This is a genomic window from Coprococcus sp. AF102-57, assembly GCF_027686195.1.
In the GTDB taxonomy this organism is placed as follows: Bacteria; Bacillota; Clostridia; order Lachnospirales; family Lachnospiraceae; genus Allocoprococcus; species Allocoprococcus comes.
Genome location: NZ_JAQCSY010000013.1, coordinates 24092 through 48148 on the forward strand (window position 1 = coordinate 24092; position 24057 = coordinate 48148).

Annotated in this window: 21 protein-coding genes; 6 read left to right on the forward strand and 15 right to left on the reverse strand. The window is 42.6% G+C overall.

All coding sequences use genetic code 11. The features are described from left to right. Positions 1-81 precede the first annotated feature (81 nt). The 9 genes from PGZ10_RS09685 to PGZ10_RS09725 all read right to left on the reverse strand — a co-directional run bounded on the left by PGZ10_RS09685 (position 82) and on the right by PGZ10_RS09725 (position 10848). Complete coding sequence (locus tag PGZ10_RS09685; RefSeq protein WP_270541256.1) at positions 82-1083, reverse strand: dipeptidase; 1002 nt, start codon at positions 1081-1083, stop codon at positions 82-84. Next, on the reverse strand, positions 1058-1882 hold the full coding sequence (locus PGZ10_RS09690; protein WP_008373267.1) for a class I SAM-dependent methyltransferase: 825 nt from the start codon (positions 1880-1882) through the stop codon (positions 1058-1060). Before PGZ10_RS09690 ends, PGZ10_RS09685 begins: the two co-directional genes overlap by 26 nt. A gap of 22 nt (positions 1883-1904) precedes the next feature. Beyond that, positions 1905-3137, reverse strand: a complete 1233-nt coding sequence (locus tag PGZ10_RS09695) for an MFS transporter (RefSeq protein WP_270541258.1) — start codon at positions 3135-3137, stop codon at positions 1905-1907. Further along, complete coding sequence (locus PGZ10_RS09700; protein ID WP_118198701.1) at positions 3091-3957, reverse strand: zinc dependent phospholipase C family protein; 867 nt, start codon at positions 3955-3957, stop codon at positions 3091-3093. The genes PGZ10_RS09695 and PGZ10_RS09700 overlap by 47 nt, the downstream gene beginning before the upstream one ends. Before the next feature lie 326 nt (positions 3958-4283). After that, entirely contained in the window at positions 4284-5840 is a 1557-nt protein-coding gene (locus PGZ10_RS09705; RefSeq protein ID WP_117557064.1) for an ABC-F family ATP-binding cassette domain-containing protein, read from the reverse strand. A 123-nt stretch (positions 5841-5963) separates the two neighbouring features. Beyond that, positions 5964-8462, reverse strand: a complete 2499-nt coding sequence (locus PGZ10_RS09710; RefSeq protein ID WP_270541260.1) for an ABC transporter permease — start codon at positions 8460-8462, stop codon at positions 5964-5966. Further along, entirely contained in the window at positions 8455-9156 is a 702-nt protein-coding gene (locus PGZ10_RS09715; RefSeq protein ID WP_117557068.1) for an ABC transporter ATP-binding protein, read from the reverse strand. Before PGZ10_RS09715 ends, PGZ10_RS09710 begins: the two co-directional genes overlap by 8 nt. Before the next feature lie 106 nt (positions 9157-9262). Next, entirely contained in the window at positions 9263-10192 is a 930-nt protein-coding gene (locus PGZ10_RS09720; RefSeq protein ID WP_270541262.1) for a sensor histidine kinase, read from the reverse strand. After that, positions 10180-10848, reverse strand: coding sequence for a response regulator transcription factor (locus PGZ10_RS09725; protein WP_270541263.1), 669 nt, complete (start codon positions 10846-10848; stop codon positions 10180-10182). Before PGZ10_RS09725 ends, PGZ10_RS09720 begins: the two co-directional genes overlap by 13 nt. A gap of 363 nt (positions 10849-11211) precedes the next feature. Here PGZ10_RS09725 and PGZ10_RS09730 point away from each other — a divergent pair, with 363 nt between their 5' ends. The 5 genes from PGZ10_RS09730 to PGZ10_RS09750 all read left to right on the forward strand — a co-directional run bounded on the left by PGZ10_RS09730 (position 11212) and on the right by PGZ10_RS09750 (position 16158). Beyond that, positions 11212-11532 carry a hypothetical protein gene (locus PGZ10_RS09730; RefSeq protein WP_330674263.1) on the forward strand — a complete coding sequence of 107 codons (321 nt, stop codon included), beginning with the start codon at positions 11212-11214 and terminating at the stop codon, positions 11530-11532. A 77-nt stretch (positions 11533-11609) separates the two neighbouring features. Beyond that, positions 11610-12377 carry an ABC transporter ATP-binding protein gene (locus PGZ10_RS09735; RefSeq protein ID WP_118219508.1) on the forward strand — a complete coding sequence of 256 codons (768 nt, stop codon included), beginning with the start codon at positions 11610-11612 and terminating at the stop codon, positions 12375-12377. A 115-nt stretch (positions 12378-12492) separates the two neighbouring features. Next, complete coding sequence (locus PGZ10_RS09740) at positions 12493-14439, forward strand: ABC transporter permease (protein ID WP_334304122.1); 1947 nt, start codon at positions 12493-12495, stop codon at positions 14437-14439. A gap of 19 nt (positions 14440-14458) precedes the next feature. Continuing rightward, positions 14459-15136: a response regulator transcription factor gene (locus PGZ10_RS09745; RefSeq protein ID WP_117824760.1), complete on the forward strand. Its 678-nt coding sequence runs from the start codon at positions 14459-14461 to the stop codon at positions 15134-15136. After that, positions 15133-16158 (forward strand): sensor histidine kinase, encoded by a 1026-nt coding sequence (locus PGZ10_RS09750; protein WP_270541266.1) that lies wholly within the window; start codon positions 15133-15135, stop codon positions 16156-16158. The genes PGZ10_RS09745 and PGZ10_RS09750 overlap by 4 nt, the downstream gene beginning before the upstream one ends. 48 nt (positions 16159-16206) lie before the next feature. Here the strand turns inward: PGZ10_RS09750 and PGZ10_RS09755 are convergent, their stop codons facing one another. The 6 genes from PGZ10_RS09755 to PGZ10_RS09780 form a co-directional block, all read right to left on the reverse strand. Beyond that, positions 16207-16434 carry a DUF6061 family protein gene (locus tag PGZ10_RS09755; protein WP_270541267.1) on the reverse strand — a complete coding sequence of 76 codons (228 nt, stop codon included), beginning with the start codon at positions 16432-16434 and terminating at the stop codon, positions 16207-16209. A 206-nt stretch (positions 16435-16640) separates the two neighbouring features. Beyond that, positions 16641-17033, reverse strand: a complete 393-nt coding sequence (gene rpsI / locus PGZ10_RS09760) for a 30S ribosomal protein S9 (RefSeq protein WP_008373223.1) — start codon at positions 17031-17033, stop codon at positions 16641-16643. A gap of 27 nt (positions 17034-17060) precedes the next feature. After that, on the reverse strand, positions 17061-17489 hold the full coding sequence (gene rplM, locus PGZ10_RS09765) for a 50S ribosomal protein L13 (RefSeq protein WP_022220779.1): 429 nt from the start codon (positions 17487-17489) through the stop codon (positions 17061-17063). Between the two features lie 185 nt (positions 17490-17674). Then, positions 17675-20218, reverse strand: coding sequence for an HD domain-containing phosphohydrolase (locus tag PGZ10_RS09770; RefSeq protein WP_270541268.1), 2544 nt, complete (start codon positions 20216-20218; stop codon positions 17675-17677). A 9-nt stretch (positions 20219-20227) separates the two neighbouring features. Then, positions 20228-21844, reverse strand: a complete 1617-nt coding sequence (locus tag PGZ10_RS09775) for a GH3 family domain-containing protein (protein ID WP_270541271.1) — start codon at positions 21842-21844, stop codon at positions 20228-20230. A 17-nt stretch (positions 21845-21861) separates the two neighbouring features. Next, positions 21862-22434: a hypothetical protein gene (locus tag PGZ10_RS09780; protein ID WP_118198709.1), complete on the reverse strand. Its 573-nt coding sequence runs from the start codon at positions 22432-22434 to the stop codon at positions 21862-21864. A 253-nt stretch (positions 22435-22687) separates the two neighbouring features. Between PGZ10_RS09780 and PGZ10_RS09785 the strand changes: the two genes are divergently transcribed. Next, positions 22688-23992 (forward strand): alpha-amylase family glycosyl hydrolase, encoded by a 1305-nt coding sequence (locus PGZ10_RS09785; RefSeq protein WP_270541274.1) that lies wholly within the window; start codon positions 22688-22690, stop codon positions 23990-23992. Positions 23993-24057: the final 65 nt, after the last annotated feature.

Below are 24057 nucleotides of genomic sequence, written 5' to 3' on the forward strand. Positions count from 1 at the left end.
AAAAGATGCTAGAGTAAAAAGCCCGGCTTGTGGATCACTCCACAGCCGGGTTTTCTATGTTATAAATGTGCTTTGCTGGAATTACCCAAGCATTTCTCTATATATCCGCATTACATTCTTATAGAAGATTTTCTCAATCTCGCTCTCTGTAAATCCATTCTTTTTAAATACCTCTTCCAGCTTTTCCATATCTGCCGGGGATGCGATCTCCAGTTCTCCATTCATACCATCAAAGTCTGAACCAAGTCCTAAAGCCTCTATTCCCGCCATATCACGGATATATTTTGCATGTGCCACAATATCCTCCGCTCTGCTCACAACCGTCTCTCCGTCTTTCCAGTCGCGCAGGAAATATGCATAATAATTCAGCCCGATCACACCGCCTCTTTCCCCGATCGCTTTCAGAAGTTCATCATTCAGGTTTCTCGGATGACTGCACAAATGTCGCGCGTTGGAATGGCTCGCTACAAAAGGCTTCTTTGTGAACTTTAATACATCCCGGATTCCTGCATCGTTTAAATGTGCCACATCGATGATCATTCCCAGTTTCTCCATCTCTTCCAGAAACTCAATCCCACGCGCTGTAAGCCCATATCCGGCTTCTGAAAAGGCTTTTCCGGCAAATTCTCCGCCAGTCGCTTTTGCCGGATATCCAAGCTGATTCGGATAGTTCCAGGTCAGAGTCATCATCCTTGCCCCCATCCGGTAAAAGTCTCTTAAAAGGGAAGGATCGCCCTCACAGATTTCTCCTTCTTCCAATGTCAGCAACGCTGACATCTTTCCATTTTTCCGGTTTTCTTCAATCTCTTCATACTTCGTGACCGGTCGGATCCAGTCTTTATTTTTCTCCATTTCCTGATAAAATACATCCGCCATTTTCATTGCATAACGGAATGGACTTCCTGCAAGTATCGGATCCTCCAGATCCAGAAAAAGGGCAAAATTCTGAATCAGATAATCCCCCTTTTTCATCTGTTCAAGATCCACATTTAAATTATTTTTACGAAGTGAAATCTCTTTTCCCTGTTCCTTTCCTCTCAGAATCGCTAAAATCGTATCACAATGCATATCTGCTACTTTCATTTTCTATTCCTCCATCTTTTTTCTTTCTTATAATATCTACCGTATGTGATCCCGCACCAACCAGTTCCGGGCGTTCACACGTAGTCAGATGATAGTCAATAAACGTCTGGAAGGTCTTTTCATCCATCGTATTTAACACCTGACGCATATAATCGGATGGTCCATCCGCCGAAATAATCTGGATCCGTTCCATTCCTGCTGCTTCATTGTAGCTGTCAATATCCTCCAGGCGCACATAATCATACAAATCCTCCGGTGAAGGACATACCCGGTAATTCGCATCCAGCTTGCCATTTTCCAGGCACTCCTGAATATGGTTCTCCCGGAATCCATACACCAGAACACTATACTCATTCATTGTATAAGCCACCAGGATCGTGCCCTCATCTTTCAGAACACGCTTTGCCTCCATCAGCGCCTTTACCTTATCTTCCTTTGTATAAAGGTGATACATCGGTCCGAACAGGATGATCAGGTCAAATTCCTTATCCGGAAAACGTGACAGCTTCAGTGCATTTCCCTGATATGCTTTCACAGAGCTGTTCTTCTTTTTCAGAATTCCCAGATTGTATTTTACCAACTCTACCGCCGTCACATCGTACCCTTCTTCGGCAAGCGCAACACTGTAGCGCCCGGTTCCGGCTCCTACATCCAGAATCTTTACCTGTCCATGCTCCCGCTTAGGAAGATATTTGTGAATGTACTTCATTGAGGTGATAAATTCTACCTGTCCGTGGCGGCTCTTAAGCCGCTTCTCTTCGTTGAATTTGTTATAATATTTTTCAAGCTCTGTCATCATAAATCTATTGTATCCTTTATTTTTATTCTAGCGCTGCCGCTCTCCGGAATAAAATAATTCCGATCACGAACAAGACAGCGATCATCCCCACACCAATATTGATATTGCCGGTAAGCTGCGAGATCAGGCTCACGATCGTTGTTCCCATAAAGGACGCGCCTTTTCCGCAAATATCCATTAAGCCGAAAAATTCACCTGACTGGTTCGCCGGTATAATTTTCGTAAAGTAAGATCTTGAAAGCGCCTGCACACCTCCCTGGAACATGCCTACCCAGACAGCAAGAACCCAGAACTGCCACTGGTAATGCAGAAAAATCGCAAAAATTGCCACTCCAAGGTATGCCACGATGCATACTGTGATCAACTTTTCTGCAGAATATTTCTGCGCCAGTCTTCCGAAAATAATCGCAAACGGAAAAGCTACGATCTGCGTAAGCAATAATGCAAGAAGAAGTCCTGTGCTGCTAAGCCCAAGTGCAGATCCGTATGCAGTTGCCATATCAATAATCGTATAAACCCCATCAATATAAAAGAAAAACGCCAGAAGGAACAGAAAAACCTTCTTCTCCTTCTTTACATTTTTCAGTGTAATGCCGATTCTTTTGAAGCTTTCTGAAAAAGCATGCTGCTTCTTTTCTACATAATACTTCTGGTGATAAGTTTTCAGAAGTGGTAATGTCATAATTACCCACCATACCGTGATGATCACAAAGGAAACCATCATTGCTGTTTCCATTGTAATCCCAATCTTCCCTGCATTTAACACAACCAGAAGACAGATTACAAACGGTACACAGCTTCCGATATATCCCCACGCATACCCCTGGGAAGAGACTTCATCCATCCGGTCTTCCGATGTCACATCGACAAGCATGGAATCATAAAATACCAGTGTTACGGAATATCCGACCTTTGCAATGACAAAAACTACCAGAAAGGCCAGCCAGTACTTCGCAAATCCCAGAGCAACTGAAGCAATTGTCCCGATTCCAAGTGCAATTGTAAAAACTGGTTTTTTATAGCCTTTTGTATCTGCAACGGTTCCAAATACCGGTCCTGCAAGTGCCGTAAGCAAGGTTGCAATGGATACTGCATATCCCCAGTATGCCAGATACTGTACATCCGAAAGTCCCTGCTTTCCTGCGATATAGTTGAAATAAATCGGTAAAATGGTTGCTGCCAGAAGTGTAAATGCAGAATTTCCGACATCATAAAGTATCCAGTTTTTCTCCTGTTTTGTCAGTTTTGTTTTCATTCAACGTATCCTCCTTGCCCGGAAGCTGAGAACCAAATGTGTAGGCATATACAGAATCTAATGTAGCGCTTCCTTCCAAAAACGGTTTGTATTCACAGATCAATTTGTCTGCCAGTGGAACTGCTTTTTCATAAAGATGAAGCAGTCTTCTTATCTGTTCCCTGCAGGATCCATTCTCATGATACTTGATAATAAACCCATGAAAATCATAATAAAGTCCTGCCACTTTAAGTGCTGCATAAAGTGCCATCCGCTTTATTTTAGATGGACAGACAAGAATCCTGTCATAAAATACCATTCCATTCAGTGCTTTTTTGACTTCCTTTGCTGTAATTCCGCGATAAAAATCTTTTATAATTACCGCATTTTTCATAGAAGGAACAATATGTCCGGTCAGCCTCCTGCTCACTGGATTTTCTCCATTCATAATCATCAGCTTACGGTCCAGCTCGCCCTCCACTGCAATATGTGCAAGACCAGTCTCTTTTACTGTCTGTTCCACGTAACCATGGCAGGTCACATCCAGCGCAAAATGGCAGAGCACTCCATATACATAAGCCAGATGCTTCTCATACTGGTCGTGTGTATGTAAAACCTTTGCTGCATGAACGAAGAACTTTGCTCCGCTCTCGCTATGCATACGGCTTCCCAACTGATTGACCTTGTTCTTGCAGAGTGGTCTGTAATAAAAAAGAATATCCGGTCCATGAAGTCCAATATTAAAAAGCTCCGGGTATTTATCAATAACTTTTCTCTCATATCCGCTTAATCTGCCTCTGATCTGCTGTCCGAAAATGTAATGTGCATAGGTTGACGGCATATTATCCCATCCTTTCTTTTCTGAAACACGTTTTATTATAGACGTTGCACTTTACAGGCTCTATCTTACTTCTGTAAAGCTTATATAACGGCTTTGTAAAAAAGAATGTACCTCGGTACATTCTCGCGCCGAGCGCAGTCGCTTGCGACATTCTTCATCTTCGTGCGAGTGCGCATCTCCGGCACGTAGTGCCTTTTATTTCATAGGAAGTTCCTTCGGAATTTCCTATAAAATAAAAAGTAATAACTAAAATGATACGCTCTAAATAAATAGTAACACAAAAAGGCCTTTCAGGATAGTCCCGAAAGGTCTTCTGCACAACACTTTTAAAATACTTTCATTGTCCACTTGCTCATATCCCACACTTCATTTACCACATCCTGATAAAATTCCGGCTCATGGCAAATCAGAAGAATACTTCCTTTGTATTCCTGAAGCGCTTTTTTCAGAGATTCCTTTGCATCCACGTCAAGATGATTGGTCGGCTCATCCAGGATCAGCAGATTCGTGTCCCTGTTGACCAGCTTACAAAGTCTTACCTTTGCCTGTTCACCACCACTCAGTACCCTTACCTGGCTCTCAATATGCTTGGTAGTGAGTCCGCATTTTGCAAGGGCGGAACGCACTTCATACTGGGTAAATGACGGGAATTCCTGCCACAGTTCTTCAATACAGGTTGTCTTGTTCTCTCCTTTAACTTCCTGTTCAAAATAGCCGATCTGAAGATTTTCCCCAAGCTCACACTCGCCGGAAATTGCCGGGATCAGACCAAGTACACTCTTCAAAAATGTAGTCTTTCCAATACCATTGGTTCCGACAATCGCAATCTTGTGTCCTCTTTCCATCTGGAAATTCAGCGGCTTGGAAAGTGGTTCATCATAACCGATTACAAGATCCTTTGTTTCAAATAACATTTTTCCCGGAGTCCGTCCGTAACGGAACTTAAATTCCGGTTTCGGCTTTTCCGCTGCCAGCTCAATTACATCCATTTTATCCAGCTTCTTCTGTCTGGACATCGCCATATTTCTTGTAGAAACACGGGCTTTATTTCTCGCCACAAAGTCCTTCAGTTCACTGATCTCCTGCTGCTGTCTGCGGTATGCTGCCTCAAGCTGTGCTTTCTTAACTGCATAGACCTCCTGGAAATGTTCATAGTCTCCCACGTAGCGGTTCAGTTCCTGATTCTCCATATGATAGATGATATTTACCACTTCATTCAGGAACGGAATATCATGGGAAATCAGAATGAATGCATTCTCATAATCCTGCAGATACCGCTTCAGCCACGTAATATGTTCTTCATCCAGATAGTTTGTCGGTTCGTCCAGAAGCAGGATATCCGGCTTCTCAAGCAGAAGCTTTGCCAGAAGAACCTTTGTTCTCTGACCTCCGCTTAGATCTGTAACATCACGGTCAAGTCCCAGATCCAGAAGTCCCAGTGCTCTTGCGACCTCTTCTACCTTTGCATCGATCGTGTAAAAATCATGCAGTGTCAACTCGTCCTGGATCGTTCCAAGCTCTTCCATCAGAAGATTCATCTCATCCTCATCTACTTCGCCAAGCTTCTCACAGATCTCGTTCATCCGCTGCTCCTTCTGTAAAAGCGGATCAAATGCACTTTTCAGCACGTCCTGGATCGTCATTCCACTCTGAAGGACTGCATGCTGGTCCAGATAACCTGCGCGCACATTCTTTGCCCATTCTACCTTTCCCTCATCTGGCGTAAGTTTCCCGGTAACAATACTCATAAAGGTGGATTTCCCCTCTCCGTTTGCTCCTACAAGACCAATGTGCTCCCCTTTTAAAAGGCGGAACGATACATCATCAAAAATGGCACGGTCACCAAAACCGTGTGTCAGATGTTCTACATTTAATATACTCATATTTTATTATTCTCCCTGCTTCATTTTTTTACACATTGTCTTTTATTATATGTGGAAATTGGGGTTCTTTCAATATAAACAGACAAAAAACCCCAGTTCTATATCTATATCTAAAATCCAAAATCACTCAACTCCTTTAATCCTCTCGACAACAGTTCCATTCTTTTCCAAAACGATCCAGGTAAGCACTGGAACCATAGTACAAACTAGCAAACTGATTCCCACTGCAAATAAAAGTGGAAGTAATGGCACTGAAAACGCAATCCCACGATAATTCATTGATTCATAAAGAAGATACGTAGCTCCCATTCCTACTGTTAGCGTAACAAGCCATGCGCCGCCTGCATAGAGAACTCCTTCCCTGACCAGCATTCCAAGAATCTGCTTCGGAGTCATCCCGATACTCTCCATAATCGAAAGCTCCATCATCCGGCTCTGCACATTTACTACAAAGGTGTTCATGTAGTTCATGATTCCGATAAAAGCCAGAATCAGCACAATCCCGATTCCCAGTTGCGGCATATTACCTTGTGCTTTTTCAATCTCATCTGCATCTTCGATTTTGGATTCCCAGGAAAAGTCTTTTGCATTGTCATTTTCTTCTAATAACGCCATGATTTCTTGTTCTGTATCTCTATCATATTCTTTGTGATATTTTATGCTGGTCTTTAATATAATTGGATGATTGGCAAATGTTTTCACTACCTGATCACTGGCTATAATCGTCGGTGGGTATCCAAGGAGTGCCGTATAATAATTCTCGTCCGTAACTCCTTCTATGGTAAAAGTTTTTGTCATTTGTTGATCTTCATACAAAGCACAGGTCACATTTTTTCCTATTATATCAGCATCTGAGAGATCCAAACCATTTCGATAAACAATACATGCTTTTCCCGAAAGGAAGTCCTCTTTATTGATCGGATGCTCAAGACTGTTATTTAAATAATCAAATTCCTGTTCATCAATTCCGATCAGAGAGGATCCAAAATTCTCAGGATGATTCTGATACTCGTCCTTGTCCTTACTATATGGAGTACTCATCCACTTTGCATAAAATTCTTTCATCCACATCTCAGCAAAATCCGGTTCCCATGGAACTGTAATCTCGGCAAATATCATAGAATGTACTTCAGAGACTCCGGCATTTTCTTTGATTGACTTCACGAAAGAATCATCCAGAATGTCTCTTCTGTCTTCTGATTTTTCTTTACATGCCGTATCATTTTTAATGACCATATCCGTATCCATATAATTTGACACTATGGTTCTTGCTGCCTGACTGTCCAGCATGGTCACAATACAAAGGTACACAGACAGACTGGCTGCCAAGGACAACAGTACCACCGCAGTTCTTTTCTTATCCTTTGTAAACTGCTCCATAGAAAGTCTTGCTATTACTTTCCCCTTTCCTGCTCTTCTTACTTTTACGGTTTTGTGGGTCGGACAATAACCAAGCGCTTCTATTGGAGAGATATCTGCTGCCATTTTTGCTGGTTTTCGGCTGGCCAGAAAAATAGTAACTCCAACCAGTAAGATGGTTGCCAGCAGAACTACCGGATGAAAACGAACCATATCTGCTCCTACATAACCACTTTTGATTCCAAGTGATTTTACTACAACAGGAATCAGGAAAAAGGATACCATCCCACCTGACAGACATCCAAGTACTGTCCCTGCAGATCCGATCAGAAGCATCTGTTTTTTCATCATCCTTTTTATCTGCTTTTCCGTCATTCCGACCGTCTGAAGCAAACCATAATAACGAACTTTTCCAGCTACGGAAAGATACATAATATTATAAATAAGCAGATATGCACACAAACAGGTAACTGCAATCAAGCCAATAAGACCTGCCAATATCTGAACCGATGCGCCAAGATCTTCCATAAAGAAAAGATTCTGCTGCTTTCCAAGGTTCATACTTTCGATAAAAGCATTCTGCTCTGTTTTTGTCATTATTTTTTGCTTAAAATCCATAAGGTAACGACCTGAAGCTGCCTGCGAAAGCTTCCACCCCGATTGATCATAGAATTCTTTCGAAACATAAAACTGCTTCTTGGGTCCATATCCGTCCCAGATCCCACAGATTCGAAAAGTCCCTGTAAAGATTCCCTCATTTGTTCCATAAGACATAGCAAGGGTATCGCCTACATCAAGATCTTCGTAACCACATTCTTTTAAAGCGGATTGTGTTACCATTATCTCATCCAAAGCTGTCGGATATCTTCCTTCCAGCTTTTCTCTGACCGGCTCCATCATCTGTGTCCAATATCCATCATCTGCCCAGATCAGTCCCACATTCGGGGTGGAATCCTGATCTGTTTTTTCTATCCATCCACAGACTCCCACTGTACCTGTCAGAACGATATCCGGGTTGTTCTCACACATTTGCCTCTGTTCATCCGTCACTCCATACATGATTGCATCAAATTCTGCTCCTGACATACGGATGTTCTGAATTTTCTGAAGCCTAAAATAAGAATCTCCAACTGTGAATATTGTAAATACCAAAAAGGAAGAAAGAAGAACCGCAAGGAGCAAAGTAATGGTCTTTCTCCTGTTTACTTTTAAAGCGTTCCATGCCATCCTTTTGATCACTTTCTGATTCGGATTCTTAAGCATAGGAATCACTTCCCTTCCCGGTATCTCCTACAATCTTTCCGTCCTCAATATGTACGATACGATCTGCAAGCTGTGCAATGTCTCTGTCATGCGTGATAAGAATCAAGGTCTGGCTGAACTGTTTTGCTGCCATTTTCAAAAGTCCAAGTACATCATGGCTGGTAACCGAATCCAGATTTCCCGTCGGTTCATCAGCCAAAATAATGGCAGGCTTCGACGCAAGCGCCCTGGCAATCGCAGCCCTCTGCTGCTGTCCACCAGATAATGTCCCAGGAAGAGCTTCCCTCTTCTCTGACAGCCCTAAAAGTTCGAGTATCCCATCCACATACTCCACATCAACCTTTCTTCCATCCAGTTCCACCGGAAGAATGACATTCTCATATACATTAAGATCCGGGACAAGATTATAATTCTGAAAAATAAACCCGATCTTTCTTCTGCGGAATATGGCAAGCTGTTCTTTTTTCAATCCCAGAAGGCACTTCCCCTCTACCAACACTTCCCCTTCTGTTGGCACATCCAGTCCACCCAGCATATGCAAAAGTGTACTTTTCCCGGATCCGCTTTTTCCGATAATGGCAACAAATTCCTGATCTTTCACACGAAAATCTACGCCATCCAATGCCTTTACCGTATTTTCACCCATTTGATAGTATTTTTTTAAGCTTCTTGTCTCTACAATGTATTCTTTCATTGGTTTGCCTCCTTCTTTTGATATTCTATAGAATATCTCCTAAAAATCACAAACCTGTCTCAATTTTCAATTATCACAAGATTGTGACAATCCCCGATCGGTTATGTTACGATTCATTCACCGGTAAATACAAGCGAAAACACGCTCCTTTTCCCACTTCAGACTGTACTTCTATGTAGCCCTTCTGAAGTTCCATGATTGTTCTTGCAAGATATAATCCGATCCCAACCCCTGGTTTATCATGCACCTCCGGCTCACGGTAAAATCTTGTAAAGATCTCTGCCTGCCTCTCCGGGGCAATCCCTTTTCCAGTATCAGAAATGCTGATCTTTAAAAATAATTCCTGTCTTTCTGTCTGAATATGGATCTTTCCACCTGGTTCAGTATACTTGAGTGCATTATCCAGAATATTATAAATTGCTTCCTCCGTCCATTTGCTGTCATGACGAATCATCATATTTTCTTCGCAGTTCACATATAGATCAATACCCTTCAACGCCGCCTCCGGAACCACACCGGCAACTGCGTGGCGGATTGTTTCGTATAGATTTTTGTCTTCCTTATGTATTTGCAGAATTCCCGTTTCAAGCCTTGACATTTTTACCATGCTCTGCATTAAAAAATCAATTTTTTCCATCTGCCCTTTGATTTTTCCCAAAAACTCCTGACCGCTTTGCGAAAACTCCTCGTCCTCAAGAAGTTCCAGGTATAGTTTAATATTGGCAATGGGCGTCCTTGTCTGATGGGATATATCAGAAATCAAGCCCTTTACTCTTTCTTTCTCACGAAAACCGTCTTCTTCTTTTTTCCGAAATACATGCTCGGCTTTCTCTAATTGTGTTCCTGTTCTTCCCCAGAGGCTATCCTCCAATTCCTCTTCCATATTCCATTCTTTTCCTGTTACGATAGCATCCAGAGCATCTTCCACCTTTTCAGCAAACAACTTCGCTTCTTTTTTTATCCGGTAGTTTTTCCATAACAATACCAGTACTGCTGCAAATAAAATTATCATCATGATACACATCAGCCAATCCATTGATATCCCATCCCATATACATTTGAAATATACCTGTGATTCTTATCTTCAATCTTTCCTCTCAGACGATTCACATTTACCGCCAGTGTGTGCTTGTCCACAAACTGTCCTCCACTGTCCCACAACCGCTCCAATAACAGATCATAAGTCAGAAGCTGTCCTCGGTTCATAAGAAATTGACGAAGCAGACGGCACTCTGTCGGTGTGACGGGGCATTCCTGACCTTTTACCGTTACTCGTGCATTATCCAAATCTATATATAAATACTCATCTGCAAAAATCAGACGATTGACCGAAGCAGTTCTTTTTAAAATGACTTCTATTTTTCTAAGTAAAATCTTCATTGAAAATGGTTTAGTAACGTAATCTTCTGCCCCGGATTCATATCCTGCCAGAGCATCCTCCTCCATATCCCTGGCTGTCAGGTAAATGACCGGAACTTCTCTTTGCTTTTTTACCCACTGGCAAAAAGAGAAGCCCTCGCCATCTGGAAGATTCACATCCAAAAGGACCATATCTATCTGATTCTCAAAAAAAATCTGCTTCCCTTTTTCCATAAAAGTCACACCATAAACTCCATATCCTGACTTTTTCAAAGAATAACAGATCGCCTGATTCAAATCAAAATCATCTTCTACAACTAATATATACTGCATATCCTAATTCCTCCGATACAGATTCTCACAAAGAAATCTCTGCATAGCAATGATACCTTTCAATATTGTACCACAGACTTTTCCTGGGTATGGGAAAAAAAGAAAGAATCTCAATTTTGTGATTATTCAGTGCACAAAAAAAGAAAATATTTTATAAGTCTTTTCATATATCGTTTGTTTTTTTGTTTACCTTATTAATTTCCTCTCTGAAATTCTTTTTTGCCATGAAAGTTTTCTGTCTTTCTTCTGCCACCTGATTCAAAGCGTCATCTCTTTCTCTTCTCATCTTTTCGTATGCAGTTACGTTCGACATATTTGTTTTCCTTTTGTCTCAATCACTTATAAAAAGTTGCTCTACACTGTATGACCTGCAGGCGAGTTGGCTCATGGAAGAACCGCCCTACTTTTGAGGAACTGGCAGTTATGTTCGAGGGCAGTACTGCCAGCGGTGCAGAGCGAGCCTACCGCAGAGCAGTAGACAAACTGACGGAATTGTTAGTTGCCGAGGGCGCAATTCATGCTGATTTTGAGAACGGCACAGCCGAAATCATTCGGCTTGCTGATTGGGATACAATTAAAACGAACTGGTTTGCCAATGAGGCGATCCGATATATTTTATCATTGTTGCCTAATGCTCTCACAAAATATATGCTCGTCCCCCTTGAGCCGCCACTTATATCTTGAATCCTTACAACAACTGTAAGTGGTATTTGCTGTGTTCTCATGCTATCATTTTATTACAAATGATAGGAGGTATTCACATGAAACCCATTTTGAATATTGAAAATTTAACAAAAATCTATGGCAATGTGCCAAGTCAAACAAAGGCACTGAATGGGATCACCTTCCAGGTGATGCCGGGAGAGTTTCTTGGCATTATGGGAAGCAGCGGTTCTGGTAAATCCACACTGCTCAATTGTATTGCGACTGTGATTCAACCCACAGGTGGAAGCATTCAGGTGGAGGGCGTTAATCTGCAAGCACTCAAGGGAAGGGCTCTTGCAGATTACCGTGGAAAAAAAGTTGGTTATCTATTTCAGAATTTTGAGCTGCTGGATAATCTGACCGGACGTGAAAATATACTGCTTCCAACTTCTCTGCATGGTATACCCGAAAAGGAGAGCAGCCAGCGTCTAAGCCAGTTGGCGAAGTATCTGGAAATCAACGATGTTCTGGACAAATTTCCCTCCAAGATGTCTGGAGGGCAGCGCCAGCGTGTAGCAGCAGCAAGGGCGCTAATCCTGAACCCCAGAATGATTCTTGCCGATGAGCCTACCGGTGCTTTAGATTCCAAGAACGCAAGAAACATCATGGAAAAACTGTCCGGCTTGAACCGTGACGAACAGGCAACGATCTTGATGGTGACCCATGATTCCAATGCCGCCAGCTTTTGCAAGCGTATTCTGTTCATCCAGGACGGTGTGATCTTCCATGAGCTTCGCCGTGGAGATGAAAGCCGGCAGGAGTTCTACGGACGCATCCTGAAGGTGATGGCACAACTGGGAGGGGGGAGTTCCAATGTTCTCTAATCTGGTTTTTCGAAACAGCCGCCGCAGCCGAAAGGAAAACGGTCTGTTTTTCAGTTCCTTGGTGATTTCTATTATTGCTTTTTATATGATTCTTTCCATCTCTACTCAGGATGTTATGATCTTTTTGCAGAAGATAGAGAGCGATGCAGTGAACAGGCTCTTGCTTCTGATTCCTGTGTTTTACGGAATGACCCTGGGTATTCTTTTCTTTTTGATTTACTTCGCCTGCAAGTATCAGTTTGAACGCAGACGTCATGAGTTTGGTGTCTACTTGATGCTGGGAATGCGCAGAAGCAAACTGTTCGGTATGCTTTTGGCGGAAGATTTGTTAAGCAGTATCCTGGCACTGCTCATTGGTTTACCTACGGCTATAGTGCTTTCGGAAATCGTTAGCCTTGTCACCGCTAAGCTTGTGGGTATGGGGATCATCGACCATCATTTTTCTTTATCTTGGTCTGCAATGAAATGGACACTGGCAGGATTCTTGGGTATTAAACTGCTGGCACTTCTGATTTTGAGCGGAAAGATTAGCCGACAGGAGATTGGAACTTTATTATCCCAGCCGACGAACCGCTCAAAAAAGCAAATGCCCTCTGCTATCTATGGGCTGGCTGCTGTATGCGGAAGTGTGATGTTGGCAGCGACTTACTACATGGCGATTCAGGGAATTGCATGGACGAAGGTAATTATGATGGGGCTGACTTTACTGTTAGGTTCGGCTGGTACGATGCTGCTGTTCTACGGAATGCGGGCACTGATTGCACTGATTGTTAAAAAAGGCAAGGGAAATAAGCAGCTTCATGTATTTACCTTCCGTCAAATTCAGGAGGATGTCATTCATCAGTCAAGCTCCATGGCAATCAGCTCCCTGCTGATTCTGGCAGCACTGTGTTGCTTTGGTGCAGGCGTGGGAATCGCAGGAACAAACAATCTATCCACTGGTCATGTAATCGACTATACCTTTGAAGATTATACCGTTGAAGATTCGGCGCAGGTTCTTCCAAATATACAGGCAGCACTGAAAGAAAACGGTTTGGAAAATCAATTTTCAGAGCTTTTTGAAATGAAGGTTGGGCATATTCGCACCACAGAAGATTATGAGAATGCCTACAGCATGGACGCTGTTATGGACTCTCTTCGGAGCCTGCCCCAGTCGGAAGATCGGGATGTCCTTCTGAACAATCTTGGTTATGCCACATACCCGTATTTGATTTGTCTGTCGGACTATAATCGTTTACTGGAATTGTCTGGCAGGCCTGTCATTAAATTAAGTGAAGATGAAGCCGCTGTTTATATAGGTTCCGACTATACTACTGTAAATCGTACCGCAATGCTGAACGGCATACTTACTGAACAGCCTGAAACGGAACTGGTTGGCAGTCCGATTTATCTTACTGGAGAGGTTCAGTCTGTAAATTTGATTACGGATCGTTCTATTACTTTGTCCTTTGCATTGATTCTTCCGGATGAAGCCTTCCTCTATCATACCCAAGGAATGTATGATACGTATGTGAATGCGGTACTCAGTGAGCAGGCTATGGAAGGAAATAGCCTTATGACTGCCTATTCTGGTCTGAACGAGGAGCTGGACGAAATAGGTATCGAATATGAAAGCTATCTTCAGAACATGGGACGCCAACTTTTCTACACCGTAGCATCCAGCTATATTACCCTCTATCTGGCGATTGTGTTCCTGGTGGTTGCCAACACCATTGTGGGTGTTCAGTTCCTGATGAGCCAGCAGAAAGCCGGGCGTAGATACCAGACCCTGATCCGCCTGGGAGCCACTTACGAAAGCCTTTGCCAGTCTGCCGGAAAGCAGATTGCGTGGTTTATGGGACTTCCTGTATTGGTTGCAGCTGTCAGCAGTCTGTTTGGAGTCAGAGCGTTGTTTACAGGGATACTCTCGTCCCGAACCCGTGGGACAGTGTCTGAAATGCTGCTTGTATCTGCTGCTATGATTTTGCTGCTTTGCGTGATAGAATATATTTATATGAGAGTGGTCAAGCACTCCAGTGATCGGTATTTGCTGACACTGATGCAGCCGCAGAGAGAAGAATAATTGGGAAGGAGGTGCTGTCGTGAAAAGAATTGCTGTTGTGGAAGATGAAGTCTATATGCGGGAAGAACTCTGCAATATGCTCCAAAAGGACGGGTATCTTGTGGAGGCAATCACTGAGTTTGAAGATGCCGCTCGGCTCTTGGCAGCCCTCCGTCCTGACCTTGTGATCTTAGACCTGAATTTGCCGGAGATTAGTGGCTTTCAAATCTGCCAGGAGCTAAAGAATAAAACCGCTATCCCCGTCCTGGTGCTGACTTCCAGAGACCAGGTAAAGGATGAACTGCAAGCGTTCCAGTTGGGTGCAGATGAATATTTGACGAAGCCGTGCAGAAAAGACCGGCTTCTTGCCAGGGTATCCAATATTCTCAAAAGGTATGAAGGCCGTACCAATCTCATAGAGGGATTGGATTTCTTGTTGGACCAGCAGACTTACACACTTTATATTCATAACACCTCTGTGGTGCTTCCCAAAAATCAAGGAAAACTGTTGGTTGCTCTTTTGGCCAGTGGTGATGCTCTGGTCACGACGGAGCAGCTTTGCTTAGCACTATGGGGAACCACAGAATACATAGACGAAAATGCCTTGCAGGTTAACCTGACCCGGTTGAAAAAGACGATGTCCGGTCTGGCGATGAAGCAACGAATCGTTGCGGTTCGTGGGATGGGCTATCGTTTGGAAGCGGAGGTATCTCCATGAAGCAGTTTTGGCGCATAATAGAACGGTACTACCCTTGGCTGCTGTTGCTGCTGGGTGTGGATTGCTTTTGTTCTATCATTCTTTGGATTTCTGACATTCAGGCATTTCAGACCTTGATTGGGTTAGTGGTTCTGACAAGCATCCTTCTGTTTTCAGTGATCCTGTTTGTACTAAACAAGCGGGAGACCACCCGCCGGGAGCTGTTCCGGGATTTCCTCAGTGATCCTACCATCTGCAACGAGGAAAGGCTGCTCAGTGTCATCAGCCGGGAAGAAGGAGAATCTATCCGGTTTCTGGCCTCAGTTTTACAGGAACACAAAAATGAGAACAGCAGTATGGCAGATGCCCTACGGGACTATGAAGAATATGTGGAAGGCTGGGCACATGAAGCGAAAACGCCCCTGTCGTTGCTGACCATGCTTTTGGATAACCGAATCGACGAAATATCGCCTTCCCTGCAAGCTAAGTTGGATTATGTCCGTAGTCAACTTCAGGAGAATGTCACGCAGATGCTTTACTATGCCCGGTTAAAGAGCAGTACAAAGGATTATCGGTTTGAAGATGTCAATTTGAATGACTGCTTGGGGGAAGTTCTGGAGGACTATGCCCCACTTCTGGAAGAAAAGCAGTTTGTAATTCTCAACAAACTGCAATCTGAAACAGTTTATACAGACCGTAGAGGGCTTCAGTTTATGTTGGGACAAATCGTGAGCAATTCCATCAAATATAGCAGCGATAGTCCCATGCTAACGATTTCCATGATACATTCGGAGACCGCAGATGTCCTTTCTGTTGAGGATAACGGCATTGGTGTAAAAAAATATGATCTGCCGTATATTTTTCAAAAGGGCTTTACCGGGGATTCTACTGACAGCCGAAAGAAAGCTACTGGTATAGGGCTTTACCTGGTTAAGAAGATGGCTGACGATCTAAACCTTCGTCTGGAAGCTACTTCCCAGTGGGGAAAGGGCTTTAAGATAGTCGTTTTCTTTCCAAAACTGGGATCCAACGGTGGAAAATAATATAAACATAAAAACGCCGCAGGATTTTCTCCTGCGGGCAGCATGTTGTCAGCTATCCAAAGGATTGTATTCTGTTACAGTTTTCAAATAGGTTTCGGGATCGCCGTTCAAGATAAGGTCTGCATATCCAATTGGGTCATTGTACCGTTGATACATATTGTCGGCAACCTCGTTCTCCACTGAAATGGTATCAATCGCATTCATGATGCCATCGGCGAATTTTAGTTCTACACAGCAGTTATCCATATTGTAGGCACAAGATATTAAGGTTTTCATGGTATGTCTTCCATAATTCGTAATATAAAGCGAAAATCCCGTCTGACTTCCTGTTAGAAATCAGACGGGATTTGTCCGTATGCACCCCGGAAACCGTCAGCTAACAGTTGATAAGTAAATTAGTTCCTTATCACTGTTAAGCCAAGGTTTCTGAGGTTTTGTATGCATTTTCTCGTTCCAAACGATTATCGCTTTGTGAACAGAAATTAACGTTTGCTGAACTGTGGTGCTCTACGAGCTGCTTTGAGACCGTATTTCTTACGTTCTTTCATACGTGGGTCACGTGTAAGGTATCCGGCTTTCTTAAGTACCGGTCTGTAATCAGAATCTGCTTCAAGAAGTGCTCTTGCGATTCCGTGACGGATTGCTCCTGCCTGTCCTGTGTATCCACCACCACGTACGTTAACGAGAACGTCAAATTTATCAACTGTTTCAGTTGCAACTAATGGCTGACGAACTACAACTTTAAGAGTTTCAAGTCCTAAATATTCGTCGATATCTCTTTTATTGATTGTGATCTTACCTGTACCTGGTACAAGGTATACTCTTGCGATAGATTTTTTTCTTCTTCCTGTTCCGTAGAATTTAGCTGTTGCCACTTTTATTTCCTCCTTTCAAACCTCTGACTAAAATGTTAAAACTTCTGGTTTCTGTGCCTGATGAGCATGTTCTGCTCCAGCATATACGTGAAGCTTCTTGATCATTGTTCTTCCCAAAGGTCCTTTTGGAAGCATACCTTTAACAGCAAGTTCGATAACCTGTTCCGGTTTCTTTGCCATCATTTCTCTTAATGTAGTTTCTTTCATTCCTCCTACATAATCTGAGTGATGATAGTATACTTTCTGATCTAATTTCTTTCCTGTAACTTTGATCTTTTCAGCGTTGATAACAATTACGTTGTCACCTGTATCAATGTGCGGTGTAAATTCCGGTTTATTTTTTCCTCTTAAAACTTTAGCGACTTCTGCTGCAAGACGTCCAAGTGTCTGTCCTTCAGCGTCAACTACATACCATTTTCTTTCAATCTTATCTGGATTAGCCATGTAAGTTTTCATTGGTTGACCTCCTATGAATTTCAGTTTACTAATTATTTTCATTGTAGATTCTATAGAAAACAAGTTCACTCCGGGGCTTTGGTGCAAACTGTTTCTTCTCACGTCATACTTGCATATTATATTATACCAACAGGCTTTTGTCAACTGTTTCTTGCTGATTTTCATCACTTTTTTGTAGGAATTTTCTACAGTATTTCTTTCAGATTGTCCACAGTTTCTTCTGCCTTCACCAGTGTAATACTGCCATTATCCAGGCATTCAACAAACTTATATACCAGGTCAGGATCAAACTGTCTGCCTGCATCCTGAAGAAGCTTCTCCCGTGCCACTTCAATAGGAAATGCTTTTTTATAACATCGTTTGGATGTCATGGCATCAAAAGAATCTGCCACGCACAAAATCCGCGCAGTCAGTGGAATATCTTCTCCTGCGATCCGGCGTGGATATCCTTTTCCATCATACCGCTCATGATGACCGATGACTGCCGGAATTACATAATCCAGCGATGGAAGGTGACGGATAATATCGATCGATGCCTCTACATGCCCTTTGATGATCTCATATTCTTCATCTGTCAGTTTTCCCTCTTTATTGAGTATATACTCCGGAATACCGATTTTACCGACATCATGCAGAAGTGCTGCCTGCCGGATAATCTCTATCATATCTTCGTTCATTCCAAGGGTCGTCGCCAGTGACGTTGCATAATAAGCTACGTTGTTGGAATGGCTGAACGTATAGTGATCCTTCGCATCAATTGCCGCCGTCAGCGCATAAATCGTAGACTCATACTCCTGATAAATATGGGTGTGATTCCTTGTATTGTTCCCCTCACTGTTGTTCCGAAACATCATATCAAAGACCTGGATCCCATTTTTTCCATTATGTTTCACATGATAAACTGCCAGATCTACATTTTCCATCAGCTCTTTCACGTTCCTTGCCGCATAAGGAGCCGCACTGATACCGGCACTCACAGTTACCGCTTTCAGCTTCATATCCGTTCTGCGGTTATTCATAACATAAATCTGTTTTGCAATAGATTCCACCATATTTCTGGCGGAAAAAAGATCATATCCCGGTAAAAGAACCGCAAATTCCTTTCCTCCATAGCGGGCCGTGTATCCACTTTCTCCGACACTGCTTCTGATAATATCTGCAATCCGCTGCAGACACAGATCTCCTTCTTTCACCCCATACAACTGATTATACAATTTAAAATCATCTACATTGATGATCGCAAGTGCCAGCGATGCCTCCTTGTTTTTCTCAAGCTCTTCATTCAGCACTTCATAGAAATATTTCCGGTTCAGTAATCCGGTCATCTCATCTGTTCTGGCTTCCTGGCGGGCTCTCTCGTACAATCTTGAATTCTTAATCGCAATCGATGCAACCGACGTAACAGATGAGATCAGCTGCACCTCATCATATACCAGCCGTTTTTTTGCCGAAGCATCTGTGATCAGAATCACACCAACCAGACATTCTCCATCTTTCAGCCCTGCACAGTAACGGATATGCGTCTTATCCAGCCGGTGTTTTTCACTCTCCCACATCGACTTATACTCCACGGTATAACGGAAATCCCGGTAAATGATCGGCTCTTCATGTTCTTTCAGCCACTGGATCATCGGGTTTTCTTCTTCCATCGTAAATGTCAGATCATTCAGTGGCTGATCACTTGCCACTCCCCGATATGGCTGTCCCGGTGCATCCTGCATACAAATATAGATATTTCCAACATCCATCAGTTCTTTCATGACACTGATTGTTTTGTCCAGAATTTCATTTAAATCCAGCGTCTTCGAAATCGCAGAGCTGAACTCCCTGATTTTTTCTGTCTGATAATTTTCTTCCCGGACAAACACACTGCGTACCAGAAGCTTCCACAAAAAAGTAAACAGCGCATAAATCACCAGAAACACAATTGCAAAAGCAAGGGCATAAAGCGTTGTATTCTTATTCATCTGTATATGGAAGATTTTCTGCAGATATGGAATTACATTCAAAAATACAATAACAGAAAACAAAAATCCCACACCGTAACACAGACTGGGCGATGCCAGCATCTGCAGCCGGAACAGACGTCTGCGGATCAGTGCATAAAACAGGAAAAATACATTTACAACACCACTTAAAATATCAATCGGAAATCCACTGAAAAATGGTATTCCAAGCAACATATTCCCTGCAAACAACACCAGAACCCCTGCCATGACCGGTTCATACTGTACTTTCATATTGGGATTTGCTTTGCAGATCCGCACAAGGATAAGGAAAAGATAAATCAAAAAAATCCCAGCCGGGAAAAAGAGTACTAATATAGTAGGTTTAATCTCATACACAAAAGTAGGAAGCCCATTCTTTTCCACCACATTCGGGCATCCCAGGAATACCCCATGCCGGATATTTACCACAAAACAGATCAGCATAACAGCCAGATATATTTTCCCTGGCAGACCTTTTTTCACCCCGCCAAATGCCAGAATAAAACAATAATATGCATACGGCAGTAGTAAAATTCCAAGCAGGGAAACCTGATACCAGAATTCATAACTTGGCCACAGATGAACACGCATAAATGCCGATCCTCCAGCCCAGAAAAGCAGTCCAACCAACACTACCAGAAAGCTATTTACAATTTTATTTCGCTTCGCTGTCAGAAACATCAGCAGCATAAATCCATAGCACACCATTGCTATGATTGAAATATATCCATAGGTTCCCATAATTCCCTCTTATCTCACTTTGTTCAAACATTCCTGCACTTCCAGCAACGCCTTCAAATCATAATAAGAAGGATTCATCTGATGCAGTTTTTTTCCAGTCTGTTTTTCATAAGTTTCAAATGTTCCGCACGTAAAAATTGTAACCTGTAAAGGATCCATTCCCAATATTTTCTTCAAGTCACGGTAATCCTGATCAATATATTTGAAATATGTACTCAGTAACTCTTTTAAAATATCGGCGCTCATGGCACTGTTCAGCAAGGATTCCCGTTCCAGTTCTACATACATATGCAGATATGGGCGCTTCTGTTCATTATATTCCTTTGCCGCAACCCAGTTTGTGATCGGAAGCTTTGACAGACGAATCACATTTCGGATCCCATTTTCTGAAATCCTTGTAAATCCTGCAATATCAATGATCCATGGTACCCGGTCCACATATTCAAAACGGGGGATCTGCGTTTCGTCTTCCCTGTTTTGCAGTCCAACGCACCGGTACATATCACCACAGCGATATCTCGCGAATGCACCGCCTTTCAAAATTGTAAATACGAGCTCATATTTTTCTCCTGGCCGGACTTCATCCATCAGATATGTCGGTGGAATATAAGACGGATCCTCATGATTTTTCAACATATCCTTCTCTGTGATAAATTCATAAAATGCCGTATCCGGGAAGAAATACATTCCTTTTCTCGTCCAGGTCTCTGTCCCCATTATAGATGGTTCCGTACCGGCAAACAATTCCATCGGCCGGATTCCCCAGAGTTCTTCCAGATCATCTTTATAGCACTGATTATCCGTACCCGCTACCATGAACCCTTTTAAATGGAATAAATCCTTTGGAAGTAATTTCCGATTCTCCTTTTTGCAGCGGTACTTTGCCTGTATCAGGCGGAAAATCATATGCGGTCTGCATTTCAGAAGACTTGATAGTTGGATACCACCGCCACCGGTCAGCGAAGAAAGGCTCAGGCTTACTGCATAAGCCACACTTCCAAGGCCAAAGAAAAATCCCAGATCTTTTTTCATCGCCATTTTAAATCCCAGCTTGTTTCGTTCGCTGAAACTCATATTCACAGCATCTTTTACTGCCGGAAGGAACTCGATATCGATTTCTTCCCCGAGTGCCAGTGGAAAAAGTCCGGTAGCATACGGAAGCGGTGCCAGCGCATACAGAAATTTGTCCGTAGATGCAACATCAAAAGATCCCTTTTTCCTGCTGGTCGATAAAATCAGACATGCTGTCACATTATTCCGGTAGGTATCCAGCATACTTCTTGTATACGGCGCAACCTTAATCGGATGTTTCCCGCCTTCCCAGGTTGTCTGAATCCAGATCACCGGATTCCCAGGAAGCATATCAGGCTGCTTGGTCAAAAGAATATCTGCATAATCTTCATACTCTGTCAGTGGTACCATTTTACGGAATTCATCCAGATTTCGGGGATGTTTTCCTTTCAAAATCGACTGTCCAAGTCCACAGTTACTCCACAGCTGGATCTGTTCTTCCATCAGCCGCCGCTGGATTTTCATGTAGCCGTCCATCGACAGATCCAGAAATCCACAGTATTGCTGCCATATTTCATTATACTGTTGTTTTTTTAATTTTTCTTTTAAATTCATAGACTGTCCGCTCCAGATCAATCATTTTTTCTGATAGTACGCAGGCACACCAGTATGCTTTTTCTGTTCGGTATCAGAAACGGCGTACTTTGCTGATATTCTTTATAGTTAAAAAATGTCCGTGGGAATGTCCACAGATCCTGAAAAATAATATACAGATAATTCCAGAAAATCATAAGTAAAAAATAAATCCCATGCTTCCATCCACCGACCATTCCCCACATGCACAGATACGCTCCCGCAAACCATAAAACACCAGGATGGCGGCACAATCCATACATACCTTCCGTATAAGCCGCACGCAGTTTATTTTCTTCACAATAGGTTTCTTCAAAGGGAAGCGCAAAAAACAACGTATAAATGAGCAGACAAAAGAAAAGGAGTCCTCCTAATCCAAATCCGGTCATTGTTCCGATCTTCCGATGGCAGCTCCCCCATGCTGCATAAAGCTCTGCAATCAGCGATACTACAACGAGAATACTCCCAACTGCAAAAAATTTTTGTAATACGGCATTCTTCATACGAACACTGTTAATATCATAAATAAAATACAGAATAAATCCTGTACTTCCTAGTATAAACTGCCACATTTTTCTCTCCATGATTTGTGCATTATTATGCACAAATACCTTTTCACGCACTATAAATTATAATAAAAGCAACTATAAATTGCAACAAAAAAAATAGCTTCCCTTTCTCCTTTTTTCAAAAACATTACCATATCATTACATTTTTACAAATTCCACTTTTGCTTTAAATAGTATACCATCATTTGACTCTATCTGATACAATAGATATATGGGATTTTTATCCAAATTTTGACTAAAAGGCAGGTACTAGAATATGTGGGCTTATGAAGGAATTTTTTATCAGATCTATCCAATTGGATTCTGTGGCGCTCCGACCGCAAATGACGGCAAAACCGTATCCCGGATTTTAAAATTAAAGGACTGGAGCAGTTATCTGGAATCCTTAGGTATCTCTTCTATATTATTAAATCCAATTTTCGAATCAGACAATCATGGTTATGACACCAGGGATTATAAAAAAATCGACTGCCGTCTCGGAACCAATGAAGATTTCGAAGAAGTATGCAAAGATCTCCATGCACACAATGTAAAAATCGTTCTTGACGGTGTGTTTAATCACGTAGGACGTGGCTTCTGGGCATTTAAAGATGTACTGGAAAAGAAATGGGATTCTCCATACAAAGACTGGTTCTGCATCAATTTTGACGGCGATTCCTGCTACAATGACGGATTCTGGTATGAAGGATGGGAAGGACATTTTGAACTGGTCAAACTGAATCTTGCCAATCCTGCTGTTGTAGATTATCTTCTGGAATGTGTAAAGGGCTGGATCGATGAATTTGACATCGACGGTCTCCGGCTTGATGTTGCATACTGCCTGGACCGCAATTTCATGAAACGTCTGCGCAGTTTCTGTCAGGAATTAAAACCTGACTTTGCACTGATCGGAGAGGTTCTCTTCGGGGATTACAATCAGATCGTCAATGACGAAATGTTGCACAGCTGCACCAACTATGAATGCTATAAAGGCATTTATTCCAGCTTCAACAGCATGAACATGTTTGAGATCGCGCACTCTCTGAACCGTCAGTACGGACCGGAACAGTGGTGCATTTACCGTGGAAAACATCTGATGTCTTTTGTTGACAACCACGATGTGACCCGAATTGCAAGCATCCTGACCAACAAGAACCACCTGCCGCTGACTTACGGTCTTCTTCTTGGTATGCCGGGTGTTCCTTGCATTTATTATGGAAGTGAATGGGGTGAGGAAGGAGTAAAAGCTCCGGACAATGACTATGCTCTCCGCCCATGCTTCGATGCGCCAAAACCGAATGCACTGACTGAACAGATCAAAAAAATGATCCATGTCAGAACCGGAAGCAATGCTCTTTGCCATGGAAGTTATCGCAATGTTGTCCTTACTAATCATCAGCTCATCTTTGAGCGCAAAACAGATGATGAACGGATGCTGGTTGCAATTAACGCATCGGATACACCATTTACCGCACACAACGGCGAACTCGGGGGAACTATGACTGATCTGCTCACCGGAAATGAAATCCAGATGAACGGCCAGCTCGAAATGCCACCATACAGTGTGCAGTATCTGAAATAAAACTTTTTCTTCCTAAAAAACCGGGAGAGATGACTTTTCCAACAAGTCATCTCTCCCAGTTTCTT